Raw genomic sequence first — 26951 nt, 5'->3', positions numbered from 1 at the left:
GATTGTCGTCCTGTCACAGTTCAAGAACACGTGCGTGTGCCTCGGCTGGAGATGACCCGCTTTTTTGGACACCCGCTATCTTGAACCGTAGGGGGTACCCATCATGGCCAAGACTCGAGCGCCGTATGCCGCTGCTTTCCGGCAGCAAATGATTGACCTCGTCCACGCCGGCCGAACGCCGGAAGACCTGGCCAAGGAATTTGAACCCACTGCCCAGACCATCTACAACTGGGTCGCACAGGCTGACCGTGACGCGGGCAAACGTCACGATGGCCTGAGCACAGCCGAGCGCCAGGAACTGACCCATCTTCGTAGAGAGCTTCGGCAGGTCAAGATGGAGCGCGATATCTTGGCAAAGGCCGCGGCTTGGTTCGCCCGGGAGACCGGAACAGTACCCGACAAGGGTTCGAATTCATGAAGGCGAATCAGGCCACCTGGCCCTTGGCGACCATGGCACGGCTGCTCAAGGTCTCGCGCAGCGGTTTCCATGCGTGGAATCAACGCCAACCATCGGCCCATGCAAAGCAGGATAGGGACCTGCTGGCACGCATCCGGGCCATCTACACGGGCTCGCACGGCACCTATGGCATGCCGCGCATTCACGCGACGCTGGCCCGGCAAGGCATACACGTCGGGCGCAAGCGCGTGGCGCGCCTGATGCGTGAAGCGGGCCTGCGCGGCGTGAGCCGGCGACGCTGGGTGAAGACCACGCGGCGAGCACCTGGTGCACGACCGGCTCCGGATCTGGTGCAGCGCCACTTCCAAGCTGACGTGCCGAACCGTCTGTGGGTCGCCGATGCGACCTACATTCCGACCGCAGCGGGCTTCTTCTATCTCACAGTGGTGTTGGGTGTACAGCCGGCGCATTGTGGGCTGGGCCATGGGCAGCCATCTGCGTACCGCGCTGATGTTGCAGGCACTGGATATGGCGCTCGCGCAGCGCCGCCCAGAGGATGTCATTCACCACTCGGATCAAGGCTGCCAATACACGTCTGTTGCCTTCGGGCGACGTTGCCGGGACGCCGGTGTTCAGCCTTCGATGGGATCGGTGGGCGATGCCTACGATAACGCCATGTGTGAGTCCTTCTTCGCCACGCTCGAATGCGAGCTGCTGATGCGATCGCGCTTCGCCACGCACGATCACGCACGTCGGGCACTGTTCACTTGGATCGAGGGCTGGTACAACCCGCATCGCTTGCACAGCGCTTTGGGCTATCGGTCTCCGCAGGAATTTGAAAAGCTGCCCGTCAATGGCAGGAATCCGGCGCTACACCGGGCCTACACTGCCCCATCACAAGGAGAAAACCCATCGACATAAAATTCAAATGCAGATCTGTCCGATGAAGCGGGGCAACCCCAGAGCCCTACTTGCGCTCCATCGAGGATTGATTGAAAGCTGACCGCCAAGGCAGTCCTTGTGGTCAACAACTGGACGCCGGCGGCGTCAATTGCAGTGTGCCTCAGGCGTCATTGGCCGTTAGTTTCAACGTTTTCATTTTTCAACGGCCAATCCTTAAGAATCAACGAGTTAGGCCGACAATGCCGACCATTTCGAGGTGGGAACATTGCCGTCGACGAGAACATCTCAATATCCGCCTATGGACGGATAGTGGGCCATCGAATCAAGGTCGTGCTCCACTGTCCCCGCCGTGGTCACTTTGCAGTCAGGGCCGCAATAGTCGCGATTGCCACCACCGCCCCAAGAGCAGCGAGGCAAAAGGCAAGCCTTATCGCAAGCCTATCAATATTCTCCTGCGACGCGGCGAAGCGCATTAGGCCTTTGGCCGGCCCCGTACCGCCCGTGTCATTTTCCGCGCCGACCGAAGGGATTTGCTCCCACTCATCCATGCGCAGAAGGCCCTCTGGCATCTCTGCCAACAGGTCCGCCAGCTTATAGCGAGGTCGGCTAGGTACCTCAACAATCATCCTCTTGCCGACAAGATGTAGTTGCACGCGCTCCCCCTCAGCTAAGCCGTTTCGTTCAACGAACTAGTGTGGAATCGTCAGTACTAGGTCGCCTCCCGCGCCACGTAATGTTTGAAGCATCAGAACCCCCTTGCCAGCAGTCTTTGGTACCAAACTCCAGCGGGACGCGTCATTCACAAGCCCGCGCGACGGCCACTGGCGGTGACACCAGTTCGCTCGTCAATGTTGAATGACACGATAGCCGGGATCGGAAACCCAAGGCGAGTCCAGATAGAAAATGATTGGCTTCTGTCGCTTGGTGACGGCCTCATAGAAGACCCCAGCCGGGAGCTTCTCTAGCTGCAGATCCACCCCGATTTTCCGCAATGCCGTCTGATACATCAGGGCGATGGGCTCCTGAACCGGATCGCCCGCGTTATAGCTCAGCGTCGTCTTGAAACCGTTCGCAAATCCTGCCTCGGCCAACAGCTTCTTCGCCATCTCCGGGTTATAGCCGTACCGGCCGAACTCCGTCGTCGCCATCGGGTATGGTCTCTTCGAGTTAGGGCTGACCGCGGCCTCTCACTTCAAGCTCTGGCACCTTTGCGAGCCATCGCTGAAGCGTTTGGCAGACGAGACTGGCGGCATTGCCTTCATGACGATCCGGAGCGGGGCGGACGCCATCTCCGTCGCTCGTGCGGAAGGACGGAACGCCATCAATATCCCGAGTCTGGAGATCGGCGTGCACCGGCCACTGGGAGTCGGGGCGGGAAGCCTTGCGCTGCTCATGTCCCTGCCGGACGATGAAATCGAGCGCATCGTGTGCGCCAACGCGAGGCGTTTGTTCGGCTACGGCAAGCTAAGCGTCCCGCTAATGCTCGAGATTGTCAGAGCCTCCCAGGAGGTTGGGTATGCCGTGCACGATAGCCGCCTCATCGAAGGCGTGAGCAGAGTCGGGATCGTTGTGCATGACAGCCATGGCGCGCCACTCGGAGCAATCAGGATCACGGCCTTAGAAGACCACCTACCTGTCAGCCGCCAGATTGAATTTCTTGCGCTGCTCCGGAAGGAGTCGCGCATTATTCAGAATTTTGTTCATCAATCGAACTTTGACATGGCCCAATATGCTCATTTACTCGCGGAAGGTGAGCTTTACAGTACTCGCGCGTTAGAGGTGGAATCACCGTAGCCCACCGTTGAGCGACCGTCTGGTTTTGGAATGGCAACCCGCTACCATCGGTGCGTCCTTTTAGCCGGGGAGAGAATCGTGCACGGTTGGCGAACTGCTGCAGCGGTGAAGGACCTCATCGACACAGCCGCCATACCCGCGACCTACGGCCACCCCATCTATGAGAATTTCAGACCCCGCATGGACGCTGCGGCGGTCACGCTCGCGAAAACTGCCGGAGCTGTGATTCGTGGCAAGACGGTCACAACAACCGAGTTTGCTGCGTTCCATCCTGGCCCAACGCGCAACCCCCGCTCCCCGCAGCTCGCACCCCGCACACTGGGCAAAACAGCGCCTGGACGCAGCGGCGCCGTCGAGGCCCATGCCAGCGCACGAACGGATGCCTGACCGTCCAGTCCTGCGACAGTCCTGAACGGCCGGTTTTCCCAAACTGCGCAGTCACCCTCACTTTTCCCCAAGGCGGCCGGCGGTCTCCGGAACGATCGCCGCACCGGCCAGGTAAATGGCAGTGACCACCGCGACGAAGATCCCCAGCACTTTTGGCAGGTCGGCGGGGGTGCTCGCGCACAGCGACGCAAACGTCGGCATCATGCCGCCGATGGCAAAGCCGATATTCCATGACAGGCCAGTCCCCGTGGCACGGATGCTGGTGGGGAACCGTTCGTTCAGGAAAATAAGGATCGGAGCAAAACCCATGCTGCCCAGCATCGCCAGCGCCACAGCATACATGCCAAGCGTGGTGACATCCGGCACCGCGGGCATCCGTTGGTAGATCAACGGCAGCAGCACCACGTTCAAGGCGCCGATCAGCAGGAAGGATCGCTTGCGACCAATCAGCGTGCTGAGGTGACCGGCAAATATCGATGCCACGATAACGCCGACACTGCTGGCCATCAGGATGGCCGCGGATGCGCCCGCCGGTGCCTTCACCACGACCTTGAGGAAGGTCGGCAGATAGCCTGAGGTCAGGTAGTAGGCGCTGCCACCGCCGATCGTGAGCAGGATGTTGACAGCAAGGACGCCGCGGTACTTGCTGGAGAACAGGACACGCAACGGGTTCTCAACCGGAGCGGCATGTCCCTTGGCCGCCTGCAACTGCTTCCACAGTGGCGACTCCTCCAGCGAATTGAAGATGAATAGGCCGAGCACCGAGCTGATGATGCCGGAGAAGAACATGCAGCGCCAACCCCAGGTGTCGAACGCATCCCCGGGAAACAGCGCGGTCATTGCCATGTAGGTGATGGAAGCCAGCATTGCCCCGATACCCGCGCCACCGCCGCCAACCAGCCCCGAGACGGCGCCGCGCCAGGACGGCGGCACCGACTCAGTGCCGATGGTGTGGGTGGATGCCACCACGCCGCCGACAAAGATCCCCTGTACCAGCCGCAGCAGGATGAACAAGGCTGGCGCAAGCAGGCCCACCTGTCCCACCGTGGGCAGCAGCCCGAACGCCGCCGTGGACAAGCCAACGCCGGTAACCGCAACCACCATCGCGCCCTTGCGGCCGTGGCGGTCGGCATAGGAGCCGAAAATCGCGGAGCCGAGCGGACGCATCAGCAGCGTCACGGCAAAAGACGCATACACTGCCGCCAGCGACAGCATGGCGTGCTCCGACGGGAAAAACAGCCTGCCGATCACCGGCGCCACGAACAGCAGGATGAACAGGTCGAACAGGTCCAGCGCCCATCCCATGCATGACGCCGTCACGGCACCAAACACCTGGCGATTGCTCGCCGCTGGCAGCGGCACGCTGATCGTCTCTGTACTCTTCTTTGCTACGGCTTCCATTGTTGTCTCCTTTGATTTGGATCTCTGCTTGGATCATTACGGCAGCGATGGCGCGCGGGCGGTGCCTTGCCGCCAGGCGAGCGCTCCCCCGCGATGCTTGCGCCGTGGCAGCGGGCATCGTTATCCGGTCAATTCGTCCGGGATGCGGGCGGCCTTGCCGGCGCGCCCGCGATTTGCATCAGCTGCCGCGGAACGCCGGCTTGCGCTTGCCGTGGAACGCTTCCACGCCTTCGCGGAAATCGTCCGAGCTGCGCAGGCGGCTGTAGCAATGCCCTTCCAGCTCGATGGCGATCGACAGCGGCGCATCCTCGGTGTCGTTGAGCAGCTTCTTGGCGGTGCGCTGCGCCAGCGGCGAGAAGCCGCGCAGCTCGTCGACCAGCGCATCGGTGGTGGCTTCCAGCTCGGCGTCGGCCACGCATTCCACCGCGATGCCCCACTCGTAGGCTTCTTTGCCCGAGATACGGCGCGAGCGCATCACGATGTCCTTGGTGCGGCCGATGCCTACCATCTTCTGCAGGCGCGCCGAGCCGCCCGAGCCAGGGATCTGCCCGAGCTTCTGCTCCGGCAGCGCGTACTGCGTGGTCTCGGTGGCGATGCGGAAGTCGCAGGCCAGCGAGAGCTCAAAGCCCACGCCGAAGCAATAGCCGCGGTTGGCGGCAATCACCGGCTTGCTGCAGCGCGCCGGCGCCGCCACGTTCCAGGCCAACTGCGAGACGTGCTCGGGCGAGGCCTCCAGGAAGCCCTTGATATCGCCGCCGCTGGAAAAATGCTCGCCCTGCGAGCGCAGAACGATCACGCGCACGCGCTCGTCGGCATCCAGTGCTTCGATGACGGCGCGCAGCTGGTCGCGCGCCGCCATGGCGATCACGTTGTACGGCGGACGGTGCAGGATGATGTCCGCGCGCTCGCGCGCGGCATTGATCTCCACGGAGAAGCCGTCGAGCTGTTGCAGGCGTTGCTGGTCGGGATGGATCAGTTCGGTTACCTGGGTCATGTCTTACTCCTTGATCGTGTCGACAGGCGTGGCGTCCGCTGCCTTGTTGGGGTTGGGGTTGAGATTGAGGTCAGGGTTGCGGGAATGCGAGGCCGGCTCGTACTCGCCGGCGGAGAGCTTGCGGCGCAGGATCTTGCCGACCGGCGACCTGGGGATCTCCTCCACGAAGACGTAATCGCGCGGGCGCTTGAAGTTCACCAGGTCCGAGCCGCGGCAGTAGGTATCCAGTGCCTGCGCATCGACGTTGCCGCGCGACTTGACGAAGGCCACCACCTTCTGGCCCCAGCGCGGGTCCGGCACGCCGGCCACCGCCACTTCTTCCACCGCCGGATGCAGCGACAGCACCGACTCGATATCGACCGGCGAGATGTTCTCGCCGCCGCTGATGATCATGTCGTCGACCCGGCCGCTGACGAAGAGGTCGCCCTCGGCGTCGAAGTAGCCGGTGTCGCCGGTGAAGTACCAGCCGTCGCGCAGCGACTTGGCGTTGGCGTCGTCGCGGTTCCAGTAGCCTTCGAAGGCCTCATCGCCGCGCAGGTCGGCGATGATCTGGCCTTCCTCACCAGTGACAGCCAGATCGTCGGGCGAGCGGGCGTCCAGGCGCACCACGCGCAGGCGCGTGTTGATGCCGGCGCGCCCCGCGCTGCCGGGCTTGCGGGTGGCGCGCTGGTCGATGCTGAAGGTGTACACCTCGGATGAGCCGTAGTGGTTCACGAACAGCTCCGGCTCGAAGGCCAGCGCAAGGCGGCGCAACAGGCCGTCGCTCATCGACGCGCCGGCAAAGCCGAGCTTGGTCGCGGTGCGGATCGCCGAGGGATCGAATCCCGGATCGGCCAGCAGGTCGTGGTACAGCGTCGGCACCAGGTACAGGCAGGTGATCCGGTGGGTGGCGATCTCCTTGAGCGCCTGCCCGGCATTCCAGCGCCGCACGCAGACGAACAGGCCGTCCACCAGCGCCATCGCCAGCAGCGAGCGCACGCCCATGGTGTGGTAAAGCGGCATCACGCCAAGGGTGCGCTCGCCATGGCGATACAGGTTCTGCGCCACGTGGGCGAGCGCGGCGGCGCGCTCCTGCCGGTGCCGGCGCGGCACGCCCTTGGGCTTGCCGGTGGTGCCCGAGGTGTAGAGCATCAGCGAGACAGCGCTCGCTTCGGCCACCGGGGCGTCATGCAACGCAACGCTGTCCAGCAGCGAGGCGAACGACATCGAGCCGCCCGCCGCGCAGTCCAGCGCAATGCAGGGCACGGCCTGCGCCGCCGGGCTGGCCAGCACGGCATCGGCGCTGACCGGCTCGAACACCAGCGCCTTGACGCCGGCATCGCGCACGCAATAATCCAGCTCCTCCGGCTTGGTGCGCCAGTTCAGCGGCACCATCACGATGCCGGCGAACTGGCAGGCCCAGTGCAGCGTGGCCATTTCCCAGCGGTTCTGCAATACGGCCAGTAACCGATCGCCTGGCACCAGGCCGATCTCGCGCAGGCCGGCCGCCACGCAGCGGATACGCTCGTACCACTGCGCATAGGTGAGCATCAGGTCGCCATCGACGATGGCGGGCGCGTGCGGGCTGCGCTCCACGCTCTGCAGGAAGGTGCGGCCAAGATCAAGCATCGCAGGCCTCCTCGCTGGCCACGCCGGCAGCCGCGCGGCGCGCGGCCACGTCGAGCACCGCCGCCACGATGGGGGTGTAGCCCGTGCAGCGGCACAGATGGCCGGACAGCATGTCGCGCACCTGCGCCTCGGTGGGTTGCGGCACGCGCTCGAGGTAGTCCGCACACGACATCAGAATGCCGGCGGTGCAGAAGCCGCACTGCAGCGCGTGGTGGCGGCGGAAGGCTTCCTGCAGGTCGCTCAGGCCTTCTGACGGCGCCAGGCCTTCGACGGTATCGATGGCCCGGTCCTCGGCCTGCACGGCCAGCATCAGGCACGAGCGCGCGGCGACGCCGTCGACCCGCACCGTGCAGGCGCCGCAGACACCGTGCTCGCAGCCGACGTGGGTGCCGGTGGCGCCGAGCTCGTGGCGCAGGAAATCCGACAGCAGCTCGCGCGGCTCGCAATAGCCGCTGCGCTCGCGGCCGTTCAGGGTCAGGGTTATGCGGCGTCGCTCATGCCGGCCCATCACCTCGGCGGGCTTGCCGAATTCGGCGCCCTTGGTGGTCTTGCTCATTTTGCCTCCTCGATCACACGCATGCCCAGTTGCCGCACCAGGTGCCGGCGGTACTGCGCGCTGATATGGGCGTCGTCCTGCGCGCCCAGTTTCCAACTGAAATCATTGATGGCTTGCGCCAGGTCCTCGCCCCGCAACCGGGGCCAAGTTTCCAGCACGGGGCGGTCCGCCACACCACCAACCGCCAGTGCGATAGCGTTATCGGTGACGGTGGCCGCGCAGGCCACCAGCGCAAAGTCGCCATGGCGCGCGGAGAATTCGGCAAAGCCGTAGCGCGCGCCGGGGCGCCGAAGCGGGAAACGCACCGCTTCCACCAGTTCGTCGGGTTCTCGCGCCGTCATCAACATGCCCTGGAAGAAACCGGCCGCCGGCAAAACGCGGCGCTGTCGCGCGGAGCGCAGCACCACCTCGCCGCCCAGCGCGGTCAGTACCAGCGGCAACTCCGCGCTCGGGTCGGCATGGGCGACCGAGCCGCACACGGTGCCGCGGTTGCGGATCTGGAAATGCGAGATATGCGGAAAGGCCATGGCCAGCAGCGGCACCTCGTCAGCCAGCGTGCTGCGCCATTCGACGCCGCCCTGGGTGGCCGCGGCGCCAACCACAAGGTGAGCGTTTTCCACGCGCACCGTGTTCAGCTCAGCGGTGCGCGAGATATCGACAAGCAGCTGCGGCTGCGCCAGGCGCATATTGAGCACCGCCATCAGCGACTGGCCGCCGGCCAGCACGCGCGCGCCCTCGCCGCCACGGGCCAGCGCATCGAGCGCGTGCTGCGTGGTTTCGGCGCGCAGGTAATCGAAAGCGGATGGTTTCATCGACGGACTCCCAAACGGGCCAGCAGGCGGGCAAGCCAGCCTTGCGGCCGTACCGGCTTGCCGGCGGCCTGGCGGCCGAGCGATTCGAACAACTGGCGCAGCACCACCTTGGCGGCGCCTTCCAGCATGCGTCCGCCCACGGCGGCGACCTTGCCGGATACCTCGGCCTCGTAGTCGTAACTCAGACGCGTGCCGCTGCCATGCGGGACCAGCTCCACCAGGCCGGCGCCGCGCGCGCTGCCCAGCGAGGACATGCCGGTGCCCGCCAGCCGCAGCCGGCACGGGGGATCGAGGTCCGACAGGGCGATCTCGGCCTCGAAGCGCGCCTTGATCATGCCAACGCCCACTGTCACGTCGGCGCGGTAGTGGTTCTCGGCGGTGCGTTCGAGCGCGTGGCAGCCGGGCACCACCTTGGCCAGCGCCTGCGGGTCGAGCAGCACGGCGAAGATGGCTTCGGGCGTGGCGTCGAGATCCACCGAGCCGCGCGCGGTGAGCGCCTTGCCACTGCCCTTGCGGGCCGCGGGCACGGCGGCCTCGCGTATGGCTTCCAGCAATTCGGGGCGCGACGGTGGCGGATCGTCGAAGCCCACCATGGCCATCACCTTGGCCGGGGTCAGCGGCAGGCGGATGTCCTGCACGCCGAGCGCGTCCGCCACCGCGTTGGCGATGCAGGGGGGCGTGCTCATGTTGTTGCCCTCGCCTAGGCCTTTGGCGCCGAGCGGCGTGAAGGGGCTGGGCGTTTCCAGGTGCACGATCACCGGATCGGGCACCTCGCAGGTGGTCGGCATCAGGTAGTCGGCCAGCGTGCCGGACTGGAAGCTGCCGTCGGCGCCATAGCGGAACTCCTCCATCAGCGCCGCGCCCAGCCCCTGGGCGAAGGCGCCGCGGATCTGGCCATCGGCCAGCGCCGGGTTGAGCAGCGTGCCGGCGTCGTGCGCGGTCACATAGCGGTCGATACGCACGCGCCCGGTGGCGCGGTCGATCTCCACGCCGCACATATCGAAGGCAAAGCCGTAGGCGGCCGAGGTGTTGATGCGGTCGTTCTCATCCGGCGCTTCCAGGTTGGGCGGCGACCAGAACACCGTCTCGCGCAGGCCCGGCTCCTCGCCCGCCGGCAGCTGCTGCGGCGACCAGTGCGGCGCATTGCTCGCTACGCGTGTGAACGGCAGGGCGGATTCAGGCGCGCCTTTCCTGGCAATGCGGCCGTCTTCGAACATCACCTCCGCTGGCGTGCAGCCGAACTGCGGCGCCACGATGCGGGCCAGCTTGTCGCGCACCCGCTCGGCGGCCAGGTGCACGGTGCCGGCCACGGCGCCGGCAAAGCGGCTGGAGTAATTGCCGGCGGCGACCGACCACGCATCCTTGTGGGTATCGAACTCGACGTTCACTACCACGTCGGCCGGGTTCACGCCCAGCACATCGGCCACCACCTGTGCGCACACCGTCATATGGCCCTGGCCGGCCGGCGTCGAGGCGATGGTGACCACCACGCCGCCGAGCAGGTCGACGCTGACCGTGGCGCTGGCGATGGCGCCGTTCTTCGGCCCCACCTTCTTGCGCGCCTCGGCCGGCATGGCGGTGGTGATATAGCCCATGTTGGACACGGACGGCTCGACGATGGCGGCAAAGCCTATGCCATACAGCCGGCCCTCGGCGCGCGCGGCTTCGCGGCGGCACTTCAGCTCGGAGTAGCCGCCTTCTTCCAGCGCGCGCGCCAGCGCCAGCTGGTAGTTGCCGGAGTCCAGCAACGCGCCCGCGGCGGCGCGATAGGGAAAGGCATCGGCGGCAACAAAGTTGCGGCGATACACATCGAGCGGATCGAGTCCGAGCTGCGTCGCGATGCGCTGCACCAGCCGCTCCAGTGCGAAATACACTTGCGGGCCGCCAAAGCCACGCACCAGGCCGGTGGGCGTCTTGTTGGTCATCACCACCCGGTTGCGCACCAGCAGGTTGGGGATGTCGTAGGCGCCGGTCAGGCAGCCGTGCATGCGGTAGAAGGTGGCGGGCTCCGGCGCGCGCAAGTAGCCGCCGCAGTCTTCGACCTGGTCATAGGACAGCGCCACGATGCGGCCATCAGCCTTCACCGCGGCTTCCAGCGTGGACAGCCGCGCGGTGGCGGAGGTGGCGGCGCTGAGATGCTCGAGCCGGTCTTCCACCCACTTCACCGGTGCGCCGGCCTTGCGGGACGCCAGGCACATCAGCACCGCATAGGGAAACACGGCCTGCTTCACGCCGAAGCTGCCGCCGGAATCGCGCGGGGCTTTGTGGCGCAGCCGGTTGGCCGGCACCTTGAGCGCCATCGCCATCACCGCATGCAGCGAGAACGGCCCCATGAAATTGGAGGTGACGTCGTAGCCCTCGTCACCGGGCAGGAACTCGGCAATCACCACGCCGCATTCGATCGGCGTGCAGGTGTTGCGCGGATAGTGCGCGGTCAGCGTGACCCGGTGCGGCGCCGCGGCAAAGGCGGCTTCAGGCTCGCCGTAGCGGAAGTGGCGGTCGCTCACCACATTTGCGCCTACGCCGGGATGCAGGATGGGCGCATCGTCGGCCAGCGCGGCTTCGATCGATACCACCGGCGGCAGCACGCGGTAAGTGACGCGCACCAAGTCGAGCGCGTCTTCGGCCAGGGCACGGCTCTCGGCCATTACCACGGCCACCGGCTCGCCCACATAGCGCACGCGGTCCATGGCCAGCGCCCATTGCTCCATTGGCGACTTCACGGCGACCACGAAGGGACGCGACCAGGCCGCCAGGTCGGCGCCGGTAAGCACGGCGTGCACGCCCGGCGCGGCAAGCGCGGCGGTGGCATCGATGGTGCCAAGTTCGGCATGCGCATGCGGGGAACGCACGATGGCCGCGTGCAGGGTGCCGGGCTTCACGCCCAGGTCGTCGCCATAGCGGCCACGGCCGGTGAGGATCGCGGCGTCCTCGAGCCGCTCCATCGCGCGGCCCACGTGACGCTGGCGCCCGGCCGCAGCGGATTCAAGGTGGAGGGCCGCTGCTGCTGCCGGCAGGCTGCGCTTGTCGCTCATGACCGGTCCTCCCGCGTGGCGGGACCCGGGCGGTCCATCTGGTTAGCGGGGATGGCGGGCCGGCACGGGAAAGCGTGTCGCGGCGCGGGGCAAACGCCCGCTGCCGCTGTCTCCTGTGTCGTGCCGGTCATGCCGCCAGCATCGTTTGTTTTCATTCCTGACTCCGTTCTGCGCGCCGGACCCGGTGGGCGAATCCGCCGGTTCATGCAACGTTGAACAGGAGCTTAGTGAGAATATGGTATTAGTTCTAATATTGTTTTTTGATTGCGTTCATCACTTCTGATGATGCAATACAGGGCGGTCCTTAGTGGGCGCATGCGGCCTCACAGCACGTCACAGATAAGGGTTTTCCCTGCACATCGGCCAGGTTTCCCGAAACCTGCCGCAGCAAAAAAGCTGATACGCTCAGCCCCGTTATACAAATTCGTTGATACTGAATCGACCCACATAGCATGGACCTCAGACAGATCCAGTACTTTATCGCGCTGTTCGAAGATGGCTCCGTCACACGCGCGGCCAAGCGGCTGAATATCGTGCAGCCGGCGCTGAGCATGCAGATCGCCAAGCTGGAGGAAGAGTTCGGGCAGAAGCTGTTCGATCGCATCCCGCACGGCATGGTGCCGACCGCCGCCGGCCGCATGATGTACCGGCTGTTCCTGCCGATCACGCGGGACCTCGCCAATGCGCGGCAGCAACTGATGCAACGCGAAGAGCAGGTGGCCGGCAGGATCTCCATCGGCATGGTGGCGTCGGAAACGGAAAGCGTACTGGTGGGGTCGCTGGCACGCTTCAACGCGCGCTACCCGAATGTGGAGGTATCGGTCGCGGACGGATTCAGCGCCACGCTGATCGACCTGGTCTCCGCCGGCCAGCTCGACGCGGCGGTGGTGCATAAGCCCCGTGGCAAGCTCTCGCTCCATGTGCAATCCCTGCATGACGAGGAAATGGTGCTGGTCACCAGCGCCGAGCATGGCCCGGAACTGCCGGCGGCGGTGGAACTCACCAAGCTGCCCGGGCTGGAACTGGTGCTGCCCACCAAACGTCATGGCTTGCGCGGCGTGCTGGACGCCGCGACGCAGATCGAAGACGTCACGCTGCAGCCAAAATTCGAGATCGACATCCTCGGCACCATCGTGCAGTTCGTCGAGGCCACGCGCTTTGCCACGGTGCTGCCACGCATCGTGGTGCAGCGCGCGGTGGATGAGGGCCGGCTGCGCATGTACCCGATCCTGGCGCCGCGCATCGTGCGCCACCTGGTGTGCGTGAGCCATCCGCAGCGCCCGCTCAGCACGGCCGCCGACGCGCTGATCGCGATCGTGGCCGAGGAGATCAGCAGGGTATCCGGAACGCCAGCCTGATCCTGGCGCAGTGGCCCTGGCTACCGCCGGCTTTCCACCGGGCTGCGCACCTCGCGCGGCGCATCGCTGCGCGTGCCGAACAGCGTGTCGCAGATCGGGAAGGTCAGGTTGAAGTTCTGCGTGGCCATCAGCTCAGGATCGTGATGCGTGACGTGCAGGCGCCGCACGGTCCCCACGAACGGCATCCGGTCCAGCAGCGGGCTATCCGTGATGTGCGACAGTGTATGCAGGCCCTCGTACATCAGGTAGTACGCCGCCATCGTCATCAGCGCGATATAGCCCGCGTTCTTCGAGAACACCACGCCGATCACCAGCGCGAACGGCAGGGCTGCCAGCACGAAGGCTACCGGCGCAAAGGGCGGGAACAACAAGGCGCGCCAGTGCTTCTGGCCTTTGTACTCAAGCGTAAGGTGCGTGAAGAAGCGATGATGCACCGCGCAATGCCGTTTGTAGATCATGCTGAAAAAGCGCGTCGGCCGATGCAGTACATAGCGGTGCGCGGCCCACTCGGCCCAGTTCCCGAACAGGAAAATCGGCACGATCGCGAGCCACTGCGCCAGCGTCGGTGCTTGCAGTTTCATCGCGCACCAGGCAATCACCCCACCCGTGAACAGCAGCGTGAAGGCGAGATGCAGTTCGCCGCGGTACCACGCGGGCGTGGACGCGACATACTCGTCGCGGAAGCGGTAAGAGCGTGCGCGGACTTCGTCATCGTATTTCATCGTCGTCTCCTCGTTCCAGGCGCTGGTGGCGCGCCATAGTGCAGCTTCGGTGTTCACCTTTGGCTTTCAGCTTCGGTGTTCAGCCCGGATCGGCAACTTCGCTCAACGCCCGCCGGGTTGCGCGGCGCTCGGCCAACACGGCATCGGCGATCTTTTCCGCGAGCATGATGGTGGGAATGTTGGTATTGGCCGTCGGCAGCCGAGGCATCAGCGACGCGTCGACGACGCGCAGCCGGCCGACATCGTGGACGCGGCCCGTTGCATCCGTCACCGCGCTCCGGTCCGCATGCGCGCCCATCCGGCAAGTGCCGCTGGCATGCCAGACCCCGAAGACGCTCTGGCGCACGAAGCCCTCCAACGCGGACTCATCCGCGAGCAGGCTGGCCAGGTTTGCCCCGCCCGTGACAAAGCGCGCGATCAGGCTTCTGCGTAGCGGCCCCGAGACATCGAGCAGTGCCCCCAGCAACCCGGTGAGCAACGCATTGCCGCGGCTCACGCGGCTCAGTGCCTTGACGCGCGGCGAAAACATAGCGGGGAAGAAATCATCCGGATGCTGATACAAGGCCGACGCACCGACAATCCGCACCAGCCTGCGCACACCAGCCACCATGCGTCGCAGATCCCGCTCGTCGTCTAGCAGGTTGAGCTCCACCATTGGCGGCACATCCGGCTGGGCTCCCGCAAGGCTCACCTGCCCGCGCGAGAATGGCCGGTTGCACCACAGGAAGAAGAGGCCGAGCCGATTACCGAGCGCATGCCAGCCCGCCCGCGTCGAGCTGGACAAATACATGTCCGATGCTTCCCCGCCCGGCACTTCGGATGAGAAGCGCGCCGCCGTCATGCTCGAGCGCCGGCGCGAGAGCGGCATGCGGTACTCGGGCGCGAGGAACTGGCAGAAGGTCAGCGCAGGATGATCCTGGAGATTGCGGCCAACGCCGGGCCGGTCGGCCACCACCTCGATGCCGAGCGCCTGCAGCGCGGCCGCGTCGCCAATCCCCGCGCGCATCAGGATAGCGGGCGACTGCAGCGCGCCCGCGGACACGATGACCTCTCCGGCTTCCAGCGCCAGCCGCGCTCCGTCGGCACGAACGGCGATCACCCCGCGCGCTTCCCGTCCGGATACGACGAGCTCCTTCACCGTTGTCTCGGCAAAGATCCGCAGATTGGTCCGCTTGCGCGTGTGCGCATCGAGATAGGCGATGGCGGTCGACACCCGCTTGCCATCGACGTTCGAGAAGGCAGCGGGAAACCAGCCATCGCCGAACTCCGCGTTCTGGTCGTCCAGCGCGGACAAACCGCTGCGGCCCATCGCTTGCGCAAATGCCGTGCAGAACGGCGGCCACGCCTGCGGCGGGATGCGGCGGATCGGCACCGGGCCGTCGCTGCCGTGCATCGGGCTGCTGGCGAAATCCACATCGCGTTCGAGCTTGCGGAAAAACGGCAACACGTCCTGCCATGACCAGCCGGGCGCGCCCGACGCCGCCCACTCGTCGTAGTCGCGCGGCAGCCCGCGGTTGGCGGCCTGCACATTAATGCTCGATCCGCCGCCTATGACGCGCGCTTGCTCGTAGAGCTTGGCGGGCCCCCCTGCCACGGCGCGCGCCTGCAGCGATGGCCAGATGTACCGGTCGCCGAAGAACAAGGGCATCGGATAGCTGTCGAGAATCTCCGCCGGCACCGCGCCAGGCGGAGTATCGACGCCCCCCTCGATCAGCGCGACGCGTATGCCCGGGTCCCGCGACAGGCGATTGGCCAGCACGCAGCCGGCGGACCCGCCACCAACGATCACATAGTCGAAGCGGTCCCTCGGCGTTCCCACGTGTTCTCCCCTTGTCATGTGCGTCGTTGCTGCGTCATTGCAAGGGGATCGCCGCGTCATGCACCACCTGCTTCCACTTCGCCAATTCCTTGCCGATGAACGCCGAGAAGTCCGCCGGGCTGCCGCCGGCCGGACTGACGCCCTGGTCGTGGAAGATGTTGCGCACCTCCGCCGTGCGCAGCGCGTCGTTGATCTGCGCGTTCAGCTTTCGCACGGTCTCCGGGGGCGTGCCGGCCGGCGCGACAATGCCGTGCCACGATGACGCGTCGTAGCCGGGCAGGCCGCTCTCCGCCATGGTGGGCACTGTGGAAAGCGACGCGAAGCGGCTCCGGTCCGCCACGGCGAGCGCGCGTACCTTGCCGGACTTCACGAACGGCAACACATGGGGCAAGGCGTCGAAGGCCACTTCGACCTGCCCGCCAGCCAGGTCGGTCAGCATGGGCGTGCTGCCCTTGTAAGGCACCTGGGCAAGCGAGACGCCGGCACTGCGCTCGAACAGCGCCATGGCAAGGTGATTGGATGAACCGCTGCCCGACGAGCCATAGTTGATCTTGCCGGGCATGCCTTTCGCGGCTTTGACGAGATCGTCCACGGACCGGATCGGCGACCCGCTTGTCACCACCAGGGTCATCGGCGACTGCCCAGCCAGGATGACGGGCGTGAAGCCCTTGAGGGTGTCGTAAGGCAGCGACTTATAGAGCCAGGGATTGGCACCAAAGGGGAACTGCACCACCAGCAGGGTGTAGCCATCGGGCGCGGCCTTGGCCACGAACGAGGTGCCGATGATCGTGCCCGCCCCGGGCTTGTTGTCCACCACCACGGGCTGGCCCCAGGCTGCGGTGAGCCGGCTGCCGACGATGCGGGCCAGCGTGTCGTTAAAGCCGCCGGGCGGGTACGGCACCACGATGCGGATCGGCTTGGCGGGATAGCCGTCCGCATGGGCAAGTCCCGTTGCCAACAGCAAAGCGAGCCCGGCATGGGCGAGCCACGTTTTCATGTCTGTCTCCTGCTGGTTCAGTATTCAAGGCGCGGCCAGGATCGACGCCCCGGTTCGCTGCGCTGGCGTTCAGCCGGCGAAATCGTGAGCGAGCCCCGACCAGCGGCTGGCCAGCGTGTCGTGCTCGATCTGGAACAGGTCGAGGATGCGACCCACGGTGTGATTGACCACGTCTTCGATGCTGACCGGACGCGTGTAGAAGGCGGGAACGGGCGGCATCACGACCGCGCCCATCTCGGTGGCGTGCACCATGTTGCGCAGATGGGCCAGGTTCAGCGGGGTTTCGCGCGCCACCAGCACCAGGCGCCGCCGCTCCTTGAGCACCACGTCCGCGGCACGCGTCAGCAGGTTGTCGGAGTACCCGTTGGCCACCGATGCCAGCGTCTTCATCGAGCACGGCGCAACCACCATGCCCGCGGTCACGAAGGAGCCGCTAGCTACGGTCGCGCCGATATCGCGCACGTTATGCACGATGTCGGCAAGCGCTTCGAGCTCGCTGCGCTTGATGCCGAGTTCCTGGGTCGCGGTGAGCATGCCCGAAGCCGACACGATGAGATGCGACTCGACGTTGTCCAGGCTGCGTATCGCCTTGAGGAGGTTGACGCCGATGGCGGCGCCGCTGGCGCCGGAGATGCCGACGATGATGCGTTTCTGGCTGGCCATGGCATCACGCTCCATCGCCGAGATACGCTTTCCAGCGCGATGGGTCGGCCGACACCAGCGCCTGCACATCGATGGTCGACTCGCCTGGAATCCGCACGCGCGTGAACACATGCCCCGAATACTTGACCGGGCGGGTCGCGTCGAGCCCCATTTTGGCGCAGATGCCTTGCAGGTGCGGCTCCGGGTTGTCGATACCGGACAGGCTGGCCGCGACGGTCGTGGAGGGATCGAGCACCGAGCCCTGCGCCCCCGCGATCACCACCAGGTCCTGGTCCGCCTGGAAGCGCGTCGCGACCGCCCATTCGACCTCGGCGGGGTCGTGGACGTCGACATCGGTATCCACCACGATCACCTGCTTGATGTCGTAATGCGCGCCAAACGCTGAGAGAATGACGTTCTTCGCCTCGCCCTCGCGCTTCTTGTCGAGCTTCACATACAAGTGGTACCGGCATACGCCGCCCACTGACAGATGCACATCCTGCACCCCGGGATGGCTGCGCTGCAGATGTGCCAGCAAGGTGGCCTCGCGCGGAATCGCCCCAAGCAGCAGGTGCTCCATCTCCGCCGGCACGATGGTGTGATAGATCGGGCGATGCCGGTGCGTGACAGCATCGACCTGGATGACCTCGCGCAACTCGGCGCTGCTGTAGTACTTGGGAAACTCGCCAAAGGGTCCTTCCATCTCGCGCTCGCCGGGCAGAAGCCGGCCCTCGATCACGATCTCGGCATTGGCCGGCACGCGCACATCGCTGGTGCGGCACTTGATCACGGGAAGCGGCGCCCCATGCAGCGCGCCGGCGATCTCCAATTCGTCATGGTCGATCGGTGTGATGGCCTGCGAAGCCAGCATGGTGAGAGGATCGACACCGATGACGATGGCGATCGGCAGCGCCTCGCCGCATGCTTCGGCCGCACGGTAGAACGCGTCGAGATGGCGTGGCAGCATCAGGATGGCCATGCGGTCCGGCGCATGCACCTGGATGCGGTGGATCGAGACGTTCTGCACGCCCGAGCGCGGGTTTCGCGCGATGGCCAGGCCGGCCGTGATATAGGGACCGTTGTCGTGCTCGCTGTGGGTCGGGATGGGCAACAGTTCGTGTAGGTTCACCTTGTCCAGGTGGATGACCTGCTGGCACGCTGCCTCGCACTGGGCGATCTCGCGCACCGGCAGGGGCTGCGCGGCCGCACTGCGGAAGCGTTCCAGCAAGCCGTCTTCGGGCACCCTCATCGCCTCGGCGATCCACGAGCGGCGAGACATGAATCCGCTCACCACTGGAATCGCATGGCCACCGGGCCGGTTGAAGAAGGCCGCGCGCTCGCCATCCAGCCGCTTGGCGACCGCGGCAAGGGTGTGCTCAAGCGCAACCGGCTCGTCTATTGCCGCCAGCCTGCCGGTGTTGCCAAGGTGGCGCAGCCAGCTGCGCAGGGTCAGCGCCTCCTCCGGCAACGCCATGGGTTCCGGCGCGCGGTACGTTGATTCGGCTATGTGCCTGAACATTGCATTGCTCCTGAGTCGTCGGCGTGCGGCCCAGGTCCTGACTGGCCCACCGCACGCAAGGTGAGGCAAGCCTAGTCAGGAAGCTACATCAGGTCTAATAGTGTTTATTGATTCGAAATATCATCGTTGTTGATATAAGTATTTGACCTGATGACACGCTGCAAGCGCGCAACGCTAATAGAGAGACCCCCGGAAGCGCCCCGCTTTTTTTCCGCTGCCGCGAGGAAATGCACGATCAGCGGCATTTAACGGCATTCTCGCCCCGCGCCGCGAAATCACCGCTTCACATAAATTGATCTCATGTATCACTATTAATGATGGATTAATGCGGCACACCTGGCACATGGACTTAAAGCAAATCCAGTACTTTATTGCACTGTTCGAGGACGGCTCCGTCACGCGAGCGGCCAAGCGACTGCATATCGTGCAGCCTGCACTGAGCATGCAGATCGCAAAACTCGAAGAAGAGCTGAATCAAAAGCTATTCGAAAGAGGCGCGCACGGCATGTCGCCAACCCCGGCAGGCCGCCAGATGTACGGGCTCTTCCTGCCCATCATGCGCGACATCACGCATGCGCGTGAACAACTGGTGCAACGTGAGGAGATCATTTCCGGCAGTATCACAATCGGCTTGATCGCCTCGATCGCGGAGGGCGCGCTCGCCGAGTCGCTCGCCCGCTTCCGCGCGCGTTACCCGCAAGTGGAGGTGACCGTGGCTGACGGCTACAGCACGACGCTGATCGATTGGGTAGCGGGCGGTCAGTTGGATGTGGCCATCATCAACAAGCCCCGCGCCCAAAATTGTCCCTTGACTCCCGGCCGCTGCTGGACGAGGAAATGGTGCTGGCAACGAGCGCCGCCCACGGCCCGGATCTGCCCGCCTCGGTCCAGTTGCCCAGTCTTACCCAGGTGGAACTGGTCCTGCCAACCAAACGCCACGGCCTGCGCGGCGTTCTCGACAGCGCGGCGCACCAGTTCGACCTGATGCTCACACCGAAATACGAGGTCGACGCGCTCGGCACGATCGTCAAGCTGGTCGAGTCGACGAACATGGCGACCATCTTGCCCCGCATAGCGGTGCAGCGCGCGGTAGGCCACGGCACATTGCGTGCGCACTCCATCCTCGCCCCTCGTCTTGTCCGGCACATCGTGCGCATCAGTCACCCCCGCCGCCCGCCCAGCACCGCCGCGGAAGCGCTGATCGGCATCATTTCCGGCGAGATCCAGCGCGCGTCGCGTGCCGCTGCGTCTTCCGACAGTCCAGACTCGAACAAGGAGAACAACGAATGAACGCGCAACACTGGATTTCCGGCACCTGGTCCGGCGAGCCTTGTGCCGATAGCATCAACCCCGCGGACGGAACCCTGATCGGAAAATTCCCGGACGGCGGGACGACGGAAGCCGGCGCTGCCATTGCCGCCGCGCGGCACGTCTTTGAACGCACGACGTGGGGCCACGATGCCCGCCTGCGGCAGAATGTGCTGCTCGCCTGGGCTGGTGCGCTCGAAGGAGAGCGAGAGGCCTTGGCCCGACTGCTCACCGCCGAAAACGGCAAGCCCATCGCGCAGGCCCGGGGCGAGATCGGCGCCGCCATCTCGGAAGTCCGCTATTACGCCGGGCTGGCGCGGCACATTCCGGGCCACGTGCTGGAGCCGGAGCCCGGCACGATATCGACCATCCTGCGAGAGCCGGCCGGCGTCGCCGCCATCATCGTCCCCTGGAACGCGCCGGCGGTGCTGCTCGTGCGCTCGCTCGCACCGGCGCTCGCCGCCGGCTGCACGGCAGTGGTCAAGGCTGCTGCGCAAACCACGCTATTCACAGCGGCCACGCTGCGCTTGTTCGAGCGGACCGGCCTGCCGGCCGGCGCCGTCAATTTCGTCTGCGAAACGGGCTATGCCGCATCGGACCGCCTGGTGCGTTCGCACGACGTGGATGTGGTGAGCTTTACCGGATCTACCGCGACCGGCAAGAAGATCATGATTGCCGCCGCGGATAGTGTGAAAAAGCTCTCGCTAGAACTCGGCGGGAAATCGTGCTGCCTGGTGTTCGATGACGTCGACACGGAGGCGGTTGCGAAACGGCTAGCGCTAGCGGCCACCATCATCTCGGGCCAGCAATGCACGGCGGCGCGGCGCATACTGGTACACGAGGCCATCGCACCGCAGATGCGCAGGCACTTGACTGCGGCCCTTGCCGCGTTTCGCCTCGGCCCCGGCATCGAGCCAGACACGCAAATCGGCCCGCTGATCGACTACCCGACGCGCGCAGCGATCAGCGCCCTCGTCGAGCGCGCCTGCGACGAGGCCGACTCGGTACTGCTGCGCGGCGCCGTGCCAACCGGCGCGCTAGCGCGTGGCGCCTTCTTGAGCCCCACGCTGGTGGAACACAGCGACCCCGATGCCTTCTTCTGCCAAGAGGAAATTTTCGGTCCGTTCGCCACGCTCGAGACCTTCGCGACCGAAGACGAGGCACTGGCAAAAGCCAACAACACCGTCTTCGGCCTGTCCGCCAGCGTGTGGACACAACAAGGCGAGCGTGCCATGCGGCTTGCGCGGGCCTTGCGAAACGGCACCGTCTGGGTCAACGACCACAACCGCCTGTTCGCCGAAGCGGAGACGGGCGGCTATCGGCAGAGCGGACTTGGACGGCTCCACGGGTACGACGCCTTGGCCGACTTTACCGAGTTGAAGCACATCTGCATCCAGGCGGGCGTGCCGCAAGGAACCAGCAGAGTTTGCGCGGCGTGATTCGCGGCAAGCGGGTTCGCACGTCGACTGCGGATACGACAGCAGCGCGCCCGCCGACCCGTGCCCCTGGCCCTCAATCCCTTGCCCCGCTTCTGCCCATGCCTCCCATCGTCGTCCCCGATGCCCATGATCGACCGTAGTTTTCGTAGATTAGTGGCATCGAACAGCCAGTCACGGAGGTCTGCTTCAGTTTCAACACTCTCTGACGCAAACAAACGGAGTCATCCGTTTTGTGGTTGTTGAGCTCTCTGGCGGTTAATTGAAATTTTGGCGCGGTCGATTTCGTCAAAAGCGGCTGTTGAAGGTGAGCGCTCAGGCAAACCCTGCCTGATGCGCCTGCTGGTCGGCGTGGTACGAGCTGCGCACCATCGCGCCCACGGCGGCGTGGGTGAAGCCCATCTTGTAGGCCTCTTCCTCGAACATCTTGAAGGTGTCGGGATGGACGTAGCGCAGCACCGGCAGGTGGTGGTTCGACGGCGCCAGGTACTGGCCGATGGTCAGCATATCGATATGCGCGCAGAACTGGCGCCGGCGGCGCTGGCGTTGCTGCGAAGCCATTCATGGCACGGCAACGTCCGGCAGTTGCGCAACGTGCTGCGTTTTGCTCTGGCCATGAGCGACAACGGTTTGATCGAGCTGGCGCGCTTCATCTTCGACAATGCGCATTTCCTGCCAGCTTACGGAGCTTCGGGGCGACACATGTCATGCGGGCCGGATCCGTTAGGCATAAGCCGAAATTCGCATTTCTCTGAAGCAGTTGCTTGAAGTAGATTTTTGGGTGTCTAGCGGCGGCCCGGCCAAAGTCGCACTCTTGGCGCCAGTTGTCCGGCGGCCGCGCAGAGGGCACAGTGGTCATTGCACCTGACGGAAGAAGAGCACCCTGACATCGTCATCGGCGCAGGGTTGCAGTTACTTCAGCACAGCAACTCAGTATCCGGTTCCCCGCCCCCGCTTCTCCGAAGATCGCTTTGGGATCCCGTTGCTGTCGGTCGCCATCGGCAACTCACAGCAGGTGTGAGGCCAGAATTCAGTCTTTCACAGGCGTGCCGAGCGAGCCACCGCGGTCCCCGAAGATCCGCTCAACCAACGTCACGACAATCACGGTAGTTGCGCCGTTAGAGCGCGTAATTCCTCGAGAAGCTTGATGGAAGGGCCGGGCAGCATGCCGGCCCTTCGACGGAACGCAGTCAGAACTCTCTTGTCGCTGGCGCCTGGTATCTCCAGTGCGTCGATGAGCCCCGCCTTCCGCTCGGCGTCGTACATGGGCTCGGGCATCCAGCCGAGGAAACCTGAATGGCCAATCAAGCTCTTGAGCGCAGTGATGGAGCGTGTTTCGACGACGACATTGGGCAACGCCAGGTTCTGTCGCGAAAAAACTTTCTTCATGTGCTCGAAAGGCGCTGTTCCTTTCGGAAGCATGGCCCAACGCTCTTGCAGCGTATCAGCGAGCTCCAGATTTGGTTTTTTTTTTTTCGCAAAGGATGGCGCCGACCAGCAACCACGTAGCTGGTGTCCTCCCAACGGCAATCCTTGACAGCGACGATCTCGTCAGTGTCCTCAACCTCGACCCCCAGCGCCAGATCGATTTCGTGCGAGACAAGCGCATCAGCAAGGCGATCCCAGACTCCTTCGATGATCTGGACTTGAAGATTTGGCCACTTCTTGCATGTGCTGCCGATTGCCAATGGAAGCACCAGGCAGGCAATGCTGCCGACCGCGCCGACTCGAATCGTTCCTTTTGCCAAGCCCAGCATCGCCTTGATGTGCTCATTCGCATGCTCAGACTCGCGTTGCAAAAGAAGCGCGTGGGGCTGCAACGCCTTGCCCACGTCCGTCAACTGCATCCCCTTTGAGTGACGCTCGAACAGAGGTGCGCCAACCTGCTCCTCGAGCCGGCGAATCGTGCGGCTAAGAGCCGGTTGCGTCACACTCAAGGCGTGAGCCGCGCGACCAAGGCTTCCGGACGAAACGATGGCGTTGAAGGCGACAAGATATTGGAGATCGAAAGTCATGCCTAACGGTAATGATTTTCTCTCAAAAAAGCAATTTTCATGAGGGCGACGAACTTCCACACTTGTGCCATCGAGACAAGCGCTGCGACTCGTCCAGTGCACAACAGAAGGAAAGCGCGAAATGACCGGACCCGTACCCCTCGCCGTCGTCGAAGCAGCCAAGCAACCCAGCACCGTCACCGTCCGCCACGCCGTCGTCGACCTCATGCGTCGTTTCGGCATGACATCCGTGTTCGCGAACCCCGGTTCGACTGAGCTGCCAATGTTTCGCGATTTCCCAAACGACTTCCGCTACGTCCTCGGTTTGCAGGAGGCTACCGTGGTCGGCATGGCGGATGGCTACGCCCAGGCAACGCGAAACGCTTCCTTCGTGAACTTGCATTCGGCAGCAGGCGTGGGCAATGCGATGGGCAACATCTTTACCGCTCACAAAAATCGCACGCCGATGGTCATCACGGCAGGCCAGCAGGCGCGTTCGATCCTCCCTTTCGACCCATTCCTGTCTTCCACCCAAGCCACTGAACTCCCCAAGCCCTATGTGAAATGGAGCATCGAGCCAGCGCGCGCTCAAGACGTGCCGCAGGCCATCGCGCGGGCGTACTACATCGCGATGATGCCGCCCCGTGGCCCTGTGCTCGTGTCGGTGCCGGTAGACGACTGGGACCAGCCAGCAGAGTTGGTGCCGGCAAGGGTTGTGAGTACGGAGCTTCGCCCGCAGCCTGCCGTTCTGGCACAAATCGGCGACGCGCTAGATGCAAGTCATCGACCGGCGATCGTCGTCGGTGCCGCGATCGATCGGGACAACGCGTGGAACGAGGTCGTTGCTCTGGCCGAGGCGCACAACGCCCGCGTGTGGGCGGCGCCGATGTCTGGCCGGTGCAGTTTCCCCGAGGATCATCGGTTGTTCGCTGGCTTCCTGCCCGCAATGCGCGAGCGGATCGTCAAACTACTCGGTGACCATGACCTGATCCTGGCCATTGGCGCGCCCGCGTTCGCGTATCACGTCGAAGGCGCGGGACCACACATTCCACGCGGTGCTACGTTGTGCCAGCTAACCGAGGACCCGGATACCGCGGCTTGGACGCCGGTCGGAATGTCGGCTGTCGGCAGCATCCGCCTGGGAGTACTTGATCTGCTCGCCCGCCCCGCGCCCCAGGATCGGGCCGTGCCGCCGGCAAGGATCAAGGCGCCACGGGCAGAGCCTTCGCCTTTGATGTCGGTTGCCTATGTCGTTCAGACGTTAGCGGAAGTAAAAGCGCCCGAGGACATCGTGGTCGAGGAAGCACCGAGCGCGCGCCCGGTGATGCAAGCCTATCTGCCAATCACCCGCAGCGAAACTTTCTTCACGATGGACAGCGGCGGTCTCGGCTACGGCATGCCGGCAGCAGTGGGCGTAGCGCTCGGCAAACCGGGCAGCCGCGTGATCTGCCTGATGGGCGACGGTTCCAGCATGTACTCGATACAAGCGCTGTGGACCGCAGCGCAACTCAAGCTGCCGATCACTTTCGTGATCCTGAACAACCGTAGGTACGCAGCGCTACAGGATTTCGCGCCTGTGTTCGGGTTCTCTGCAACCGATGTCGTTCAGGGAACGGAACTGCCCGACATCGATTTCGTGTCGCTGGCAAAGGGCATGGGATGCGCTGCCACACGCGTCAGCGATCCCGGCGATCTGCGGGCGGCTCTTGACCTTGCCATGGCCGGCAAGGCGCCAAACATCGTGGAGGTTCAGGTCGCCTGAGCACACCGCCCACTCCCGCTTCCATACAAGACCCTTCCGGAGACAAACCAATGAAGATTTCGATGCTGATCAACGGTGAGCAAGTCCAGGCCCGCAATGGCGCCACCTTCGAGCGGCGCAATCCGCTTGACGGCAGCGTTGCGACGGTCGCGCCCGCGGCCACCGAGGAAGACGCGGTCGCGGCCGTCGACGCTGCCGCCGCGGCCTTCAAGACCTGGTCGCACACGGGCCCAACCGAGCGTAGAACGATGCTGACGAAGGCCGCACAAGCGCTCGAAGCGAAAGCCGAGGCGTTCGCGGCTGCAATAGCGTCCGAGACCGGCGCGTCGGCGATCTGGGCAGGCTTTAACGTTCACCTTGCGGCCGGTATGCTTCTCGAGGCCGCATCGCTGACCACACAGATCGGCGGCGAGATCATTCCTTCCGACGTGCCGGGCAACCTCGCCATGGGTGTGCGACAGCCTGCGGGAGTCGTTTTGGGCATCGCTCCCTGGAACGCGCCCGTGATCCTGGCTGTACGGGCCATCGCGACGCCACTGGCTTGTGGCAATACGGTGGTGCTCAAGGGCAGCGAAATCTGTCCTGCGACACACGGCCTCATCATCGAGGCACTGCAAGCGGCCGGGCTACCCAAGGGCGTGGTGAACTTTGTCACCAATGCGCCGGCCGACGCCGCTGCTGTAGTCGAAGCCATGATTTCGCACCCGGCTGTGCGACGAGTCAACTTCACGGGGTCCACCCACGTGGGCAAGCTCATTGCCGCGACCTGTGCGAAGTACCTGAAGCCCGTGGTTCTCGAACTCGGCGGCAAGGCGCCGCTGGTTGTCCTCGACGACGCCGATGTCGATGCCGCCGTCAACGCGGCCGTGTTCGGTGCGTTCGCCAACTCGGGACAGATTTGCATGTCGACCGAGCGGATCGTCGTCGATTCGGCCATCGCCGATGATTTCGTTGCCAAGCTGAGCGCACGTGCATCGAGTCTTCCGCTCGGTGATCCCCGTCTTGGCCCGGTGGTCCTCGGCTCAGTCGTGGACATGAGCACGGCAAAGCGCTGCAACGAACTGATCGATGATGCGCTTTCGAAAGGCGCGAAGCTCGTAGCGGGTGGCAAGGCGAACGACACGCTGATGCCCGCGACCCTGCTCGACCACGTAACGCCGGACATGCGCATCTTCCGCGAGGAGGCTTTCGGCCCCGTGAAAGCCATCGTGCGTGTCAGTGGCGTCGAAGAGGCGGTCGCTTGCGCCAACGATAACGAATACGGCCTCGCAGCCGCGGTCTTCGGCCGTGATGTGGCCCGCGCCATCCAGGTAGCGGGACGCATCGAGTCCGGCATTTGCCACGTGAACGGGCCCACGGTGCACGACGAAGCGCAGATGCCATTTGGCGGCGTCAAAGGCAGTGGCATCGGCCATTTCGGCGGGAAAGCCGGTGTCGAGGCCTTCACCGATCTGCGATGGGTGACCGTTCAAACGACCCCGCGTCACTACCCCTTCTGAGAGAAACA

At 64.7% G+C, this 26951-nt stretch carries 19 protein-coding genes and 5 pseudogenes; 9 read left to right on the top strand and 15 right to left on the bottom strand.

All coding sequences use genetic code 11. The features are described 5' to 3' along the window. Positions 1-103: 103 nt before the first annotated feature. Positions 104-1240 (top strand): annotated as a pseudogene (locus CupriaWKF_RS33090) (IS3 family transposase); the annotation flags it as partial. A gap of 413 nt (positions 1241-1653) precedes the next feature. Here CupriaWKF_RS33090 and CupriaWKF_RS33085 read toward each other — a convergent pair. Next, entirely contained in the window at positions 1654-1953 is a 300-nt protein-coding gene (locus CupriaWKF_RS33085) for a hypothetical protein (protein WP_276103546.1), read from the bottom strand. Positions 1954-2145: 192 nt separating this feature from the next. Further along, positions 2146-2448 (bottom strand): ABC transporter substrate-binding protein, encoded by a 303-nt coding sequence (locus tag CupriaWKF_RS33080; RefSeq protein WP_276103545.1) that lies wholly within the window; start codon positions 2446-2448, stop codon positions 2146-2148. Positions 2449-2530: 82 nt separating this feature from the next. Here CupriaWKF_RS33080 and CupriaWKF_RS33075 point away from each other — a divergent pair, with 82 nt between their 5' ends. Together CupriaWKF_RS33075 and CupriaWKF_RS33070 are read left to right on the top strand one after the other, a co-directional pair. Further along, positions 2531-3094: an IclR family transcriptional regulator C-terminal domain-containing protein gene (locus CupriaWKF_RS33075; protein ID WP_276103544.1), complete on the top strand. Its 564-nt coding sequence runs from the start codon at positions 2531-2533 to the stop codon at positions 3092-3094. A 105-nt stretch (positions 3095-3199) separates the two neighbouring features. Next, positions 3200-3391 (top strand): annotated as a pseudogene (locus CupriaWKF_RS33070) (amidase family protein); the annotation flags it as partial. 147 nt (positions 3392-3538) lie between these two features. On the opposite strand, the gene CupriaWKF_RS33065 reads toward CupriaWKF_RS33070, so the two are convergent. The 6 genes from CupriaWKF_RS33065 to CupriaWKF_RS33040 form a co-directional block, all read right to left on the bottom strand. Next, positions 3539-4882, bottom strand: coding sequence for an MFS transporter (locus CupriaWKF_RS33065; protein ID WP_276103543.1), 1344 nt, complete (start codon positions 4880-4882; stop codon positions 3539-3541). Between the two features lie 178 nt (positions 4883-5060). Then, positions 5061-5876, bottom strand: coding sequence for an enoyl-CoA hydratase/isomerase family protein (locus tag CupriaWKF_RS33060; RefSeq protein WP_276103542.1), 816 nt, complete (start codon positions 5874-5876; stop codon positions 5061-5063). A 3-nt stretch (positions 5877-5879) separates the two neighbouring features. Beyond that, the gene (locus CupriaWKF_RS33055; protein ID WP_276103541.1) at positions 5880-7484 is read right to left on the bottom strand and encodes an AMP-binding protein; all 1605 of its coding nucleotides are present in this window, start codon (positions 7482-7484) and stop codon (positions 5880-5882) included. Continuing rightward, entirely contained in the window at positions 7477-7992 is a 516-nt protein-coding gene (locus tag CupriaWKF_RS33050) for a (2Fe-2S)-binding protein (protein ID WP_276104100.1), read from the bottom strand. The genes CupriaWKF_RS33055 and CupriaWKF_RS33050 overlap by 8 nt, the downstream gene beginning before the upstream one ends. Positions 7993-8036: 44 nt before the next feature. After that, positions 8037-8852 carry an FAD binding domain-containing protein gene (locus CupriaWKF_RS33045; protein WP_276103540.1) on the bottom strand — a complete coding sequence of 272 codons (816 nt, stop codon included), beginning with the start codon at positions 8850-8852 and terminating at the stop codon, positions 8037-8039. Beyond that, complete coding sequence (locus CupriaWKF_RS33040) at positions 8849-11887, bottom strand: molybdopterin cofactor-binding domain-containing protein (RefSeq protein ID WP_276103539.1); 3039 nt, start codon at positions 11885-11887, stop codon at positions 8849-8851. The genes CupriaWKF_RS33045 and CupriaWKF_RS33040 overlap by 4 nt, the downstream gene beginning before the upstream one ends. A 452-nt stretch (positions 11888-12339) precedes the next feature. Between CupriaWKF_RS33040 and CupriaWKF_RS33035 the strand changes: the two genes are divergently transcribed. After that, positions 12340-13245: a LysR family transcriptional regulator gene (locus CupriaWKF_RS33035; RefSeq protein ID WP_276103538.1), complete on the top strand. Its 906-nt coding sequence runs from the start codon at positions 12340-12342 to the stop codon at positions 13243-13245. Between the two features lie 20 nt (positions 13246-13265). Here CupriaWKF_RS33035 and CupriaWKF_RS33030 read toward each other — a convergent pair whose 3' ends face one another. The 5 genes from CupriaWKF_RS33030 to CupriaWKF_RS33010 form a co-directional block, all read right to left on the bottom strand. Next, positions 13266-13967 (bottom strand): sterol desaturase family protein, encoded by a 702-nt coding sequence (locus tag CupriaWKF_RS33030; protein WP_276103537.1) that lies wholly within the window; start codon positions 13965-13967, stop codon positions 13266-13268. 79 nt (positions 13968-14046) lie between these two features. After that, positions 14047-15804 (bottom strand): GMC family oxidoreductase N-terminal domain-containing protein, encoded by a 1758-nt coding sequence (locus tag CupriaWKF_RS33025; protein WP_276103536.1) that lies wholly within the window; start codon positions 15802-15804, stop codon positions 14047-14049. A gap of 16 nt (positions 15805-15820) precedes the next feature. Continuing rightward, the gene (locus CupriaWKF_RS33020; RefSeq protein WP_276103535.1) at positions 15821-16783 is read right to left on the bottom strand and encodes a tripartite tricarboxylate transporter substrate binding protein; all 963 of its coding nucleotides are present in this window, start codon (positions 16781-16783) and stop codon (positions 15821-15823) included. Between the two features lie 69 nt (positions 16784-16852). Next, positions 16853-17446, bottom strand: coding sequence for a UbiX family flavin prenyltransferase (locus CupriaWKF_RS33015; RefSeq protein ID WP_276103533.1), 594 nt, complete (start codon positions 17444-17446; stop codon positions 16853-16855). 4 nt (positions 17447-17450) lie between these two features. Further along, the gene (locus tag CupriaWKF_RS33010; RefSeq protein ID WP_276104099.1) at positions 17451-18899 is read right to left on the bottom strand and encodes a UbiD family decarboxylase; all 1449 of its coding nucleotides are present in this window, start codon (positions 18897-18899) and stop codon (positions 17451-17453) included. 388 nt (positions 18900-19287) lie between these two features. Here CupriaWKF_RS33010 and CupriaWKF_RS33005 point away from each other — a divergent pair. Next, positions 19288-20234 (top strand): annotated as a pseudogene (locus CupriaWKF_RS33005) (LysR family transcriptional regulator). Continuing rightward, a complete protein-coding gene (locus tag CupriaWKF_RS33000; RefSeq protein WP_276103532.1) occupies positions 20231-21691 on the top strand; it encodes an aldehyde dehydrogenase family protein in 1461 nt (486 codons plus the stop codon). The pseudogene CupriaWKF_RS33005 and the gene CupriaWKF_RS33000 overlap by 4 nt, the downstream one beginning before the upstream one ends. 312 nt (positions 21692-22003) lie before the next feature. On the opposite strand, the pseudogene CupriaWKF_RS32995 reads toward CupriaWKF_RS33000, so the two are convergent. Then, positions 22004-22207, bottom strand: a pseudogene (locus CupriaWKF_RS32995) (lipoyl synthase); the annotation flags it as partial. Between CupriaWKF_RS32995 and CupriaWKF_RS32990 the strand changes: the two are divergent. Further along, a complete protein-coding gene (locus CupriaWKF_RS32990) occupies positions 22202-22456 on the top strand; it encodes a hypothetical protein (RefSeq protein WP_276104146.1) in 255 nt (84 codons plus the stop codon). The pseudogene CupriaWKF_RS32995 and the gene CupriaWKF_RS32990 overlap by 6 nt on opposite strands. A gap of 333 nt (positions 22457-22789) precedes the next feature. Here the strand turns inward: CupriaWKF_RS32990 and CupriaWKF_RS32985 are convergent. Further along, positions 22790-23703: pseudogene (locus CupriaWKF_RS32985) on the bottom strand (LysR family transcriptional regulator). A 121-nt stretch (positions 23704-23824) separates the two neighbouring features. Between CupriaWKF_RS32985 and mdlC the strand changes: the two are divergent. Together mdlC and CupriaWKF_RS32975 are read left to right on the top strand one after the other, a co-directional pair. Beyond that, complete coding sequence (gene mdlC / locus CupriaWKF_RS32980; protein WP_276103530.1) at positions 23825-25444, top strand: benzoylformate decarboxylase; 1620 nt, start codon at positions 23825-23827, stop codon at positions 25442-25444. Between the two features lie 50 nt (positions 25445-25494). Then, complete coding sequence (locus CupriaWKF_RS32975) at positions 25495-26943, top strand: aldehyde dehydrogenase (protein ID WP_276103529.1); 1449 nt, start codon at positions 25495-25497, stop codon at positions 26941-26943. The last annotated feature ends 8 nt before the right edge of the window (positions 26944-26951 follow it).

Origin of the sequence: Cupriavidus sp. WKF15, assembly GCF_029278605.1 — a bacterium.
Lineage (GTDB): Bacteria > Pseudomonadota > Gammaproteobacteria > Burkholderiales > Burkholderiaceae > Cupriavidus.
The sequence above is the reverse complement of the archived record's forward strand: the minus strand, read 5'-3'. Positions and strand labels throughout refer to the sequence as shown.

Coding starts and splice junctions, on each gene's coding strand:
- CupriaWKF_RS33080 (WP_276103545.1), bottom strand. CDS start 2,448: ATGGCGACGACGGAGTTCGGCCGGTACGGCTATAACCCGGAGATGGCG.
- CupriaWKF_RS33065 (WP_276103543.1), bottom strand. CDS start 4,882: ATGGAAGCCGTAGCAAAGAAGAGTACAGAGACGATCAGCGTGCCGCTG.
- CupriaWKF_RS33060 (WP_276103542.1), bottom strand. CDS start 5,876: ATGACCCAGGTAACCGAACTGATCCATCCCGACCAGCAACGCCTGCAA.
- CupriaWKF_RS33055 (WP_276103541.1), bottom strand. CDS start 7,484: ATGCTTGATCTTGGCCGCACCTTCCTGCAGAGCGTGGAGCGCAGCCCG.
- CupriaWKF_RS33050 (WP_276104100.1), bottom strand. CDS start 7,992: ATGGGCCGGCATGAGCGACGCCGCATAACCCTGACCCTGAACGGCCGC.
- CupriaWKF_RS33045 (WP_276103540.1), bottom strand. CDS start 8,852: ATGAAACCATCCGCTTTCGATTACCTGCGCGCCGAAACCACGCAGCAC.
- CupriaWKF_RS33040 (WP_276103539.1), bottom strand. CDS start 11,887: ATGAGCGACAAGCGCAGCCTGCCGGCAGCAGCAGCGGCCCTCCACCTT.
- CupriaWKF_RS33035 (WP_276103538.1), top strand. CDS start 12,340: ATGGACCTCAGACAGATCCAGTACTTTATCGCGCTGTTCGAAGATGGC.
- CupriaWKF_RS33030 (WP_276103537.1), bottom strand. CDS start 13,967: ATGAAATACGATGACGAAGTCCGCGCACGCTCTTACCGCTTCCGCGAC.
- CupriaWKF_RS33025 (WP_276103536.1), bottom strand. CDS start 15,804: ATGACAAGGGGAGAACACGTGGGAACGCCGAGGGACCGCTTCGACTAT.
- CupriaWKF_RS33020 (WP_276103535.1), bottom strand. CDS start 16,783: ATGAAAACGTGGCTCGCCCATGCCGGGCTCGCTTTGCTGTTGGCAACG.
- CupriaWKF_RS33015 (WP_276103533.1), bottom strand. CDS start 17,446: ATGGCCAGCCAGAAACGCATCATCGTCGGCATCTCCGGCGCCAGCGGC.
- CupriaWKF_RS33010 (WP_276104099.1), bottom strand. CDS start 18,899: ATGGCGTTGCCGGAGGAGGCGCTGACCCTGCGCAGCTGGCTGCGCCAC.
- CupriaWKF_RS33000 (WP_276103532.1), top strand. CDS start 20,231: ATGAACGCGCAACACTGGATTTCCGGCACCTGGTCCGGCGAGCCTTGT.
- CupriaWKF_RS32990 (WP_276104146.1), top strand. CDS start 22,202: ATGCGCGCAGAACTGGCGCCGGCGGCGCTGGCGTTGCTGCGAAGCCAT.
- mdlC (WP_276103530.1), top strand. CDS start 23,825: ATGACCGGACCCGTACCCCTCGCCGTCGTCGAAGCAGCCAAGCAACCC.
- CupriaWKF_RS32975 (WP_276103529.1), top strand. CDS start 25,495: ATGAAGATTTCGATGCTGATCAACGGTGAGCAAGTCCAGGCCCGCAAT.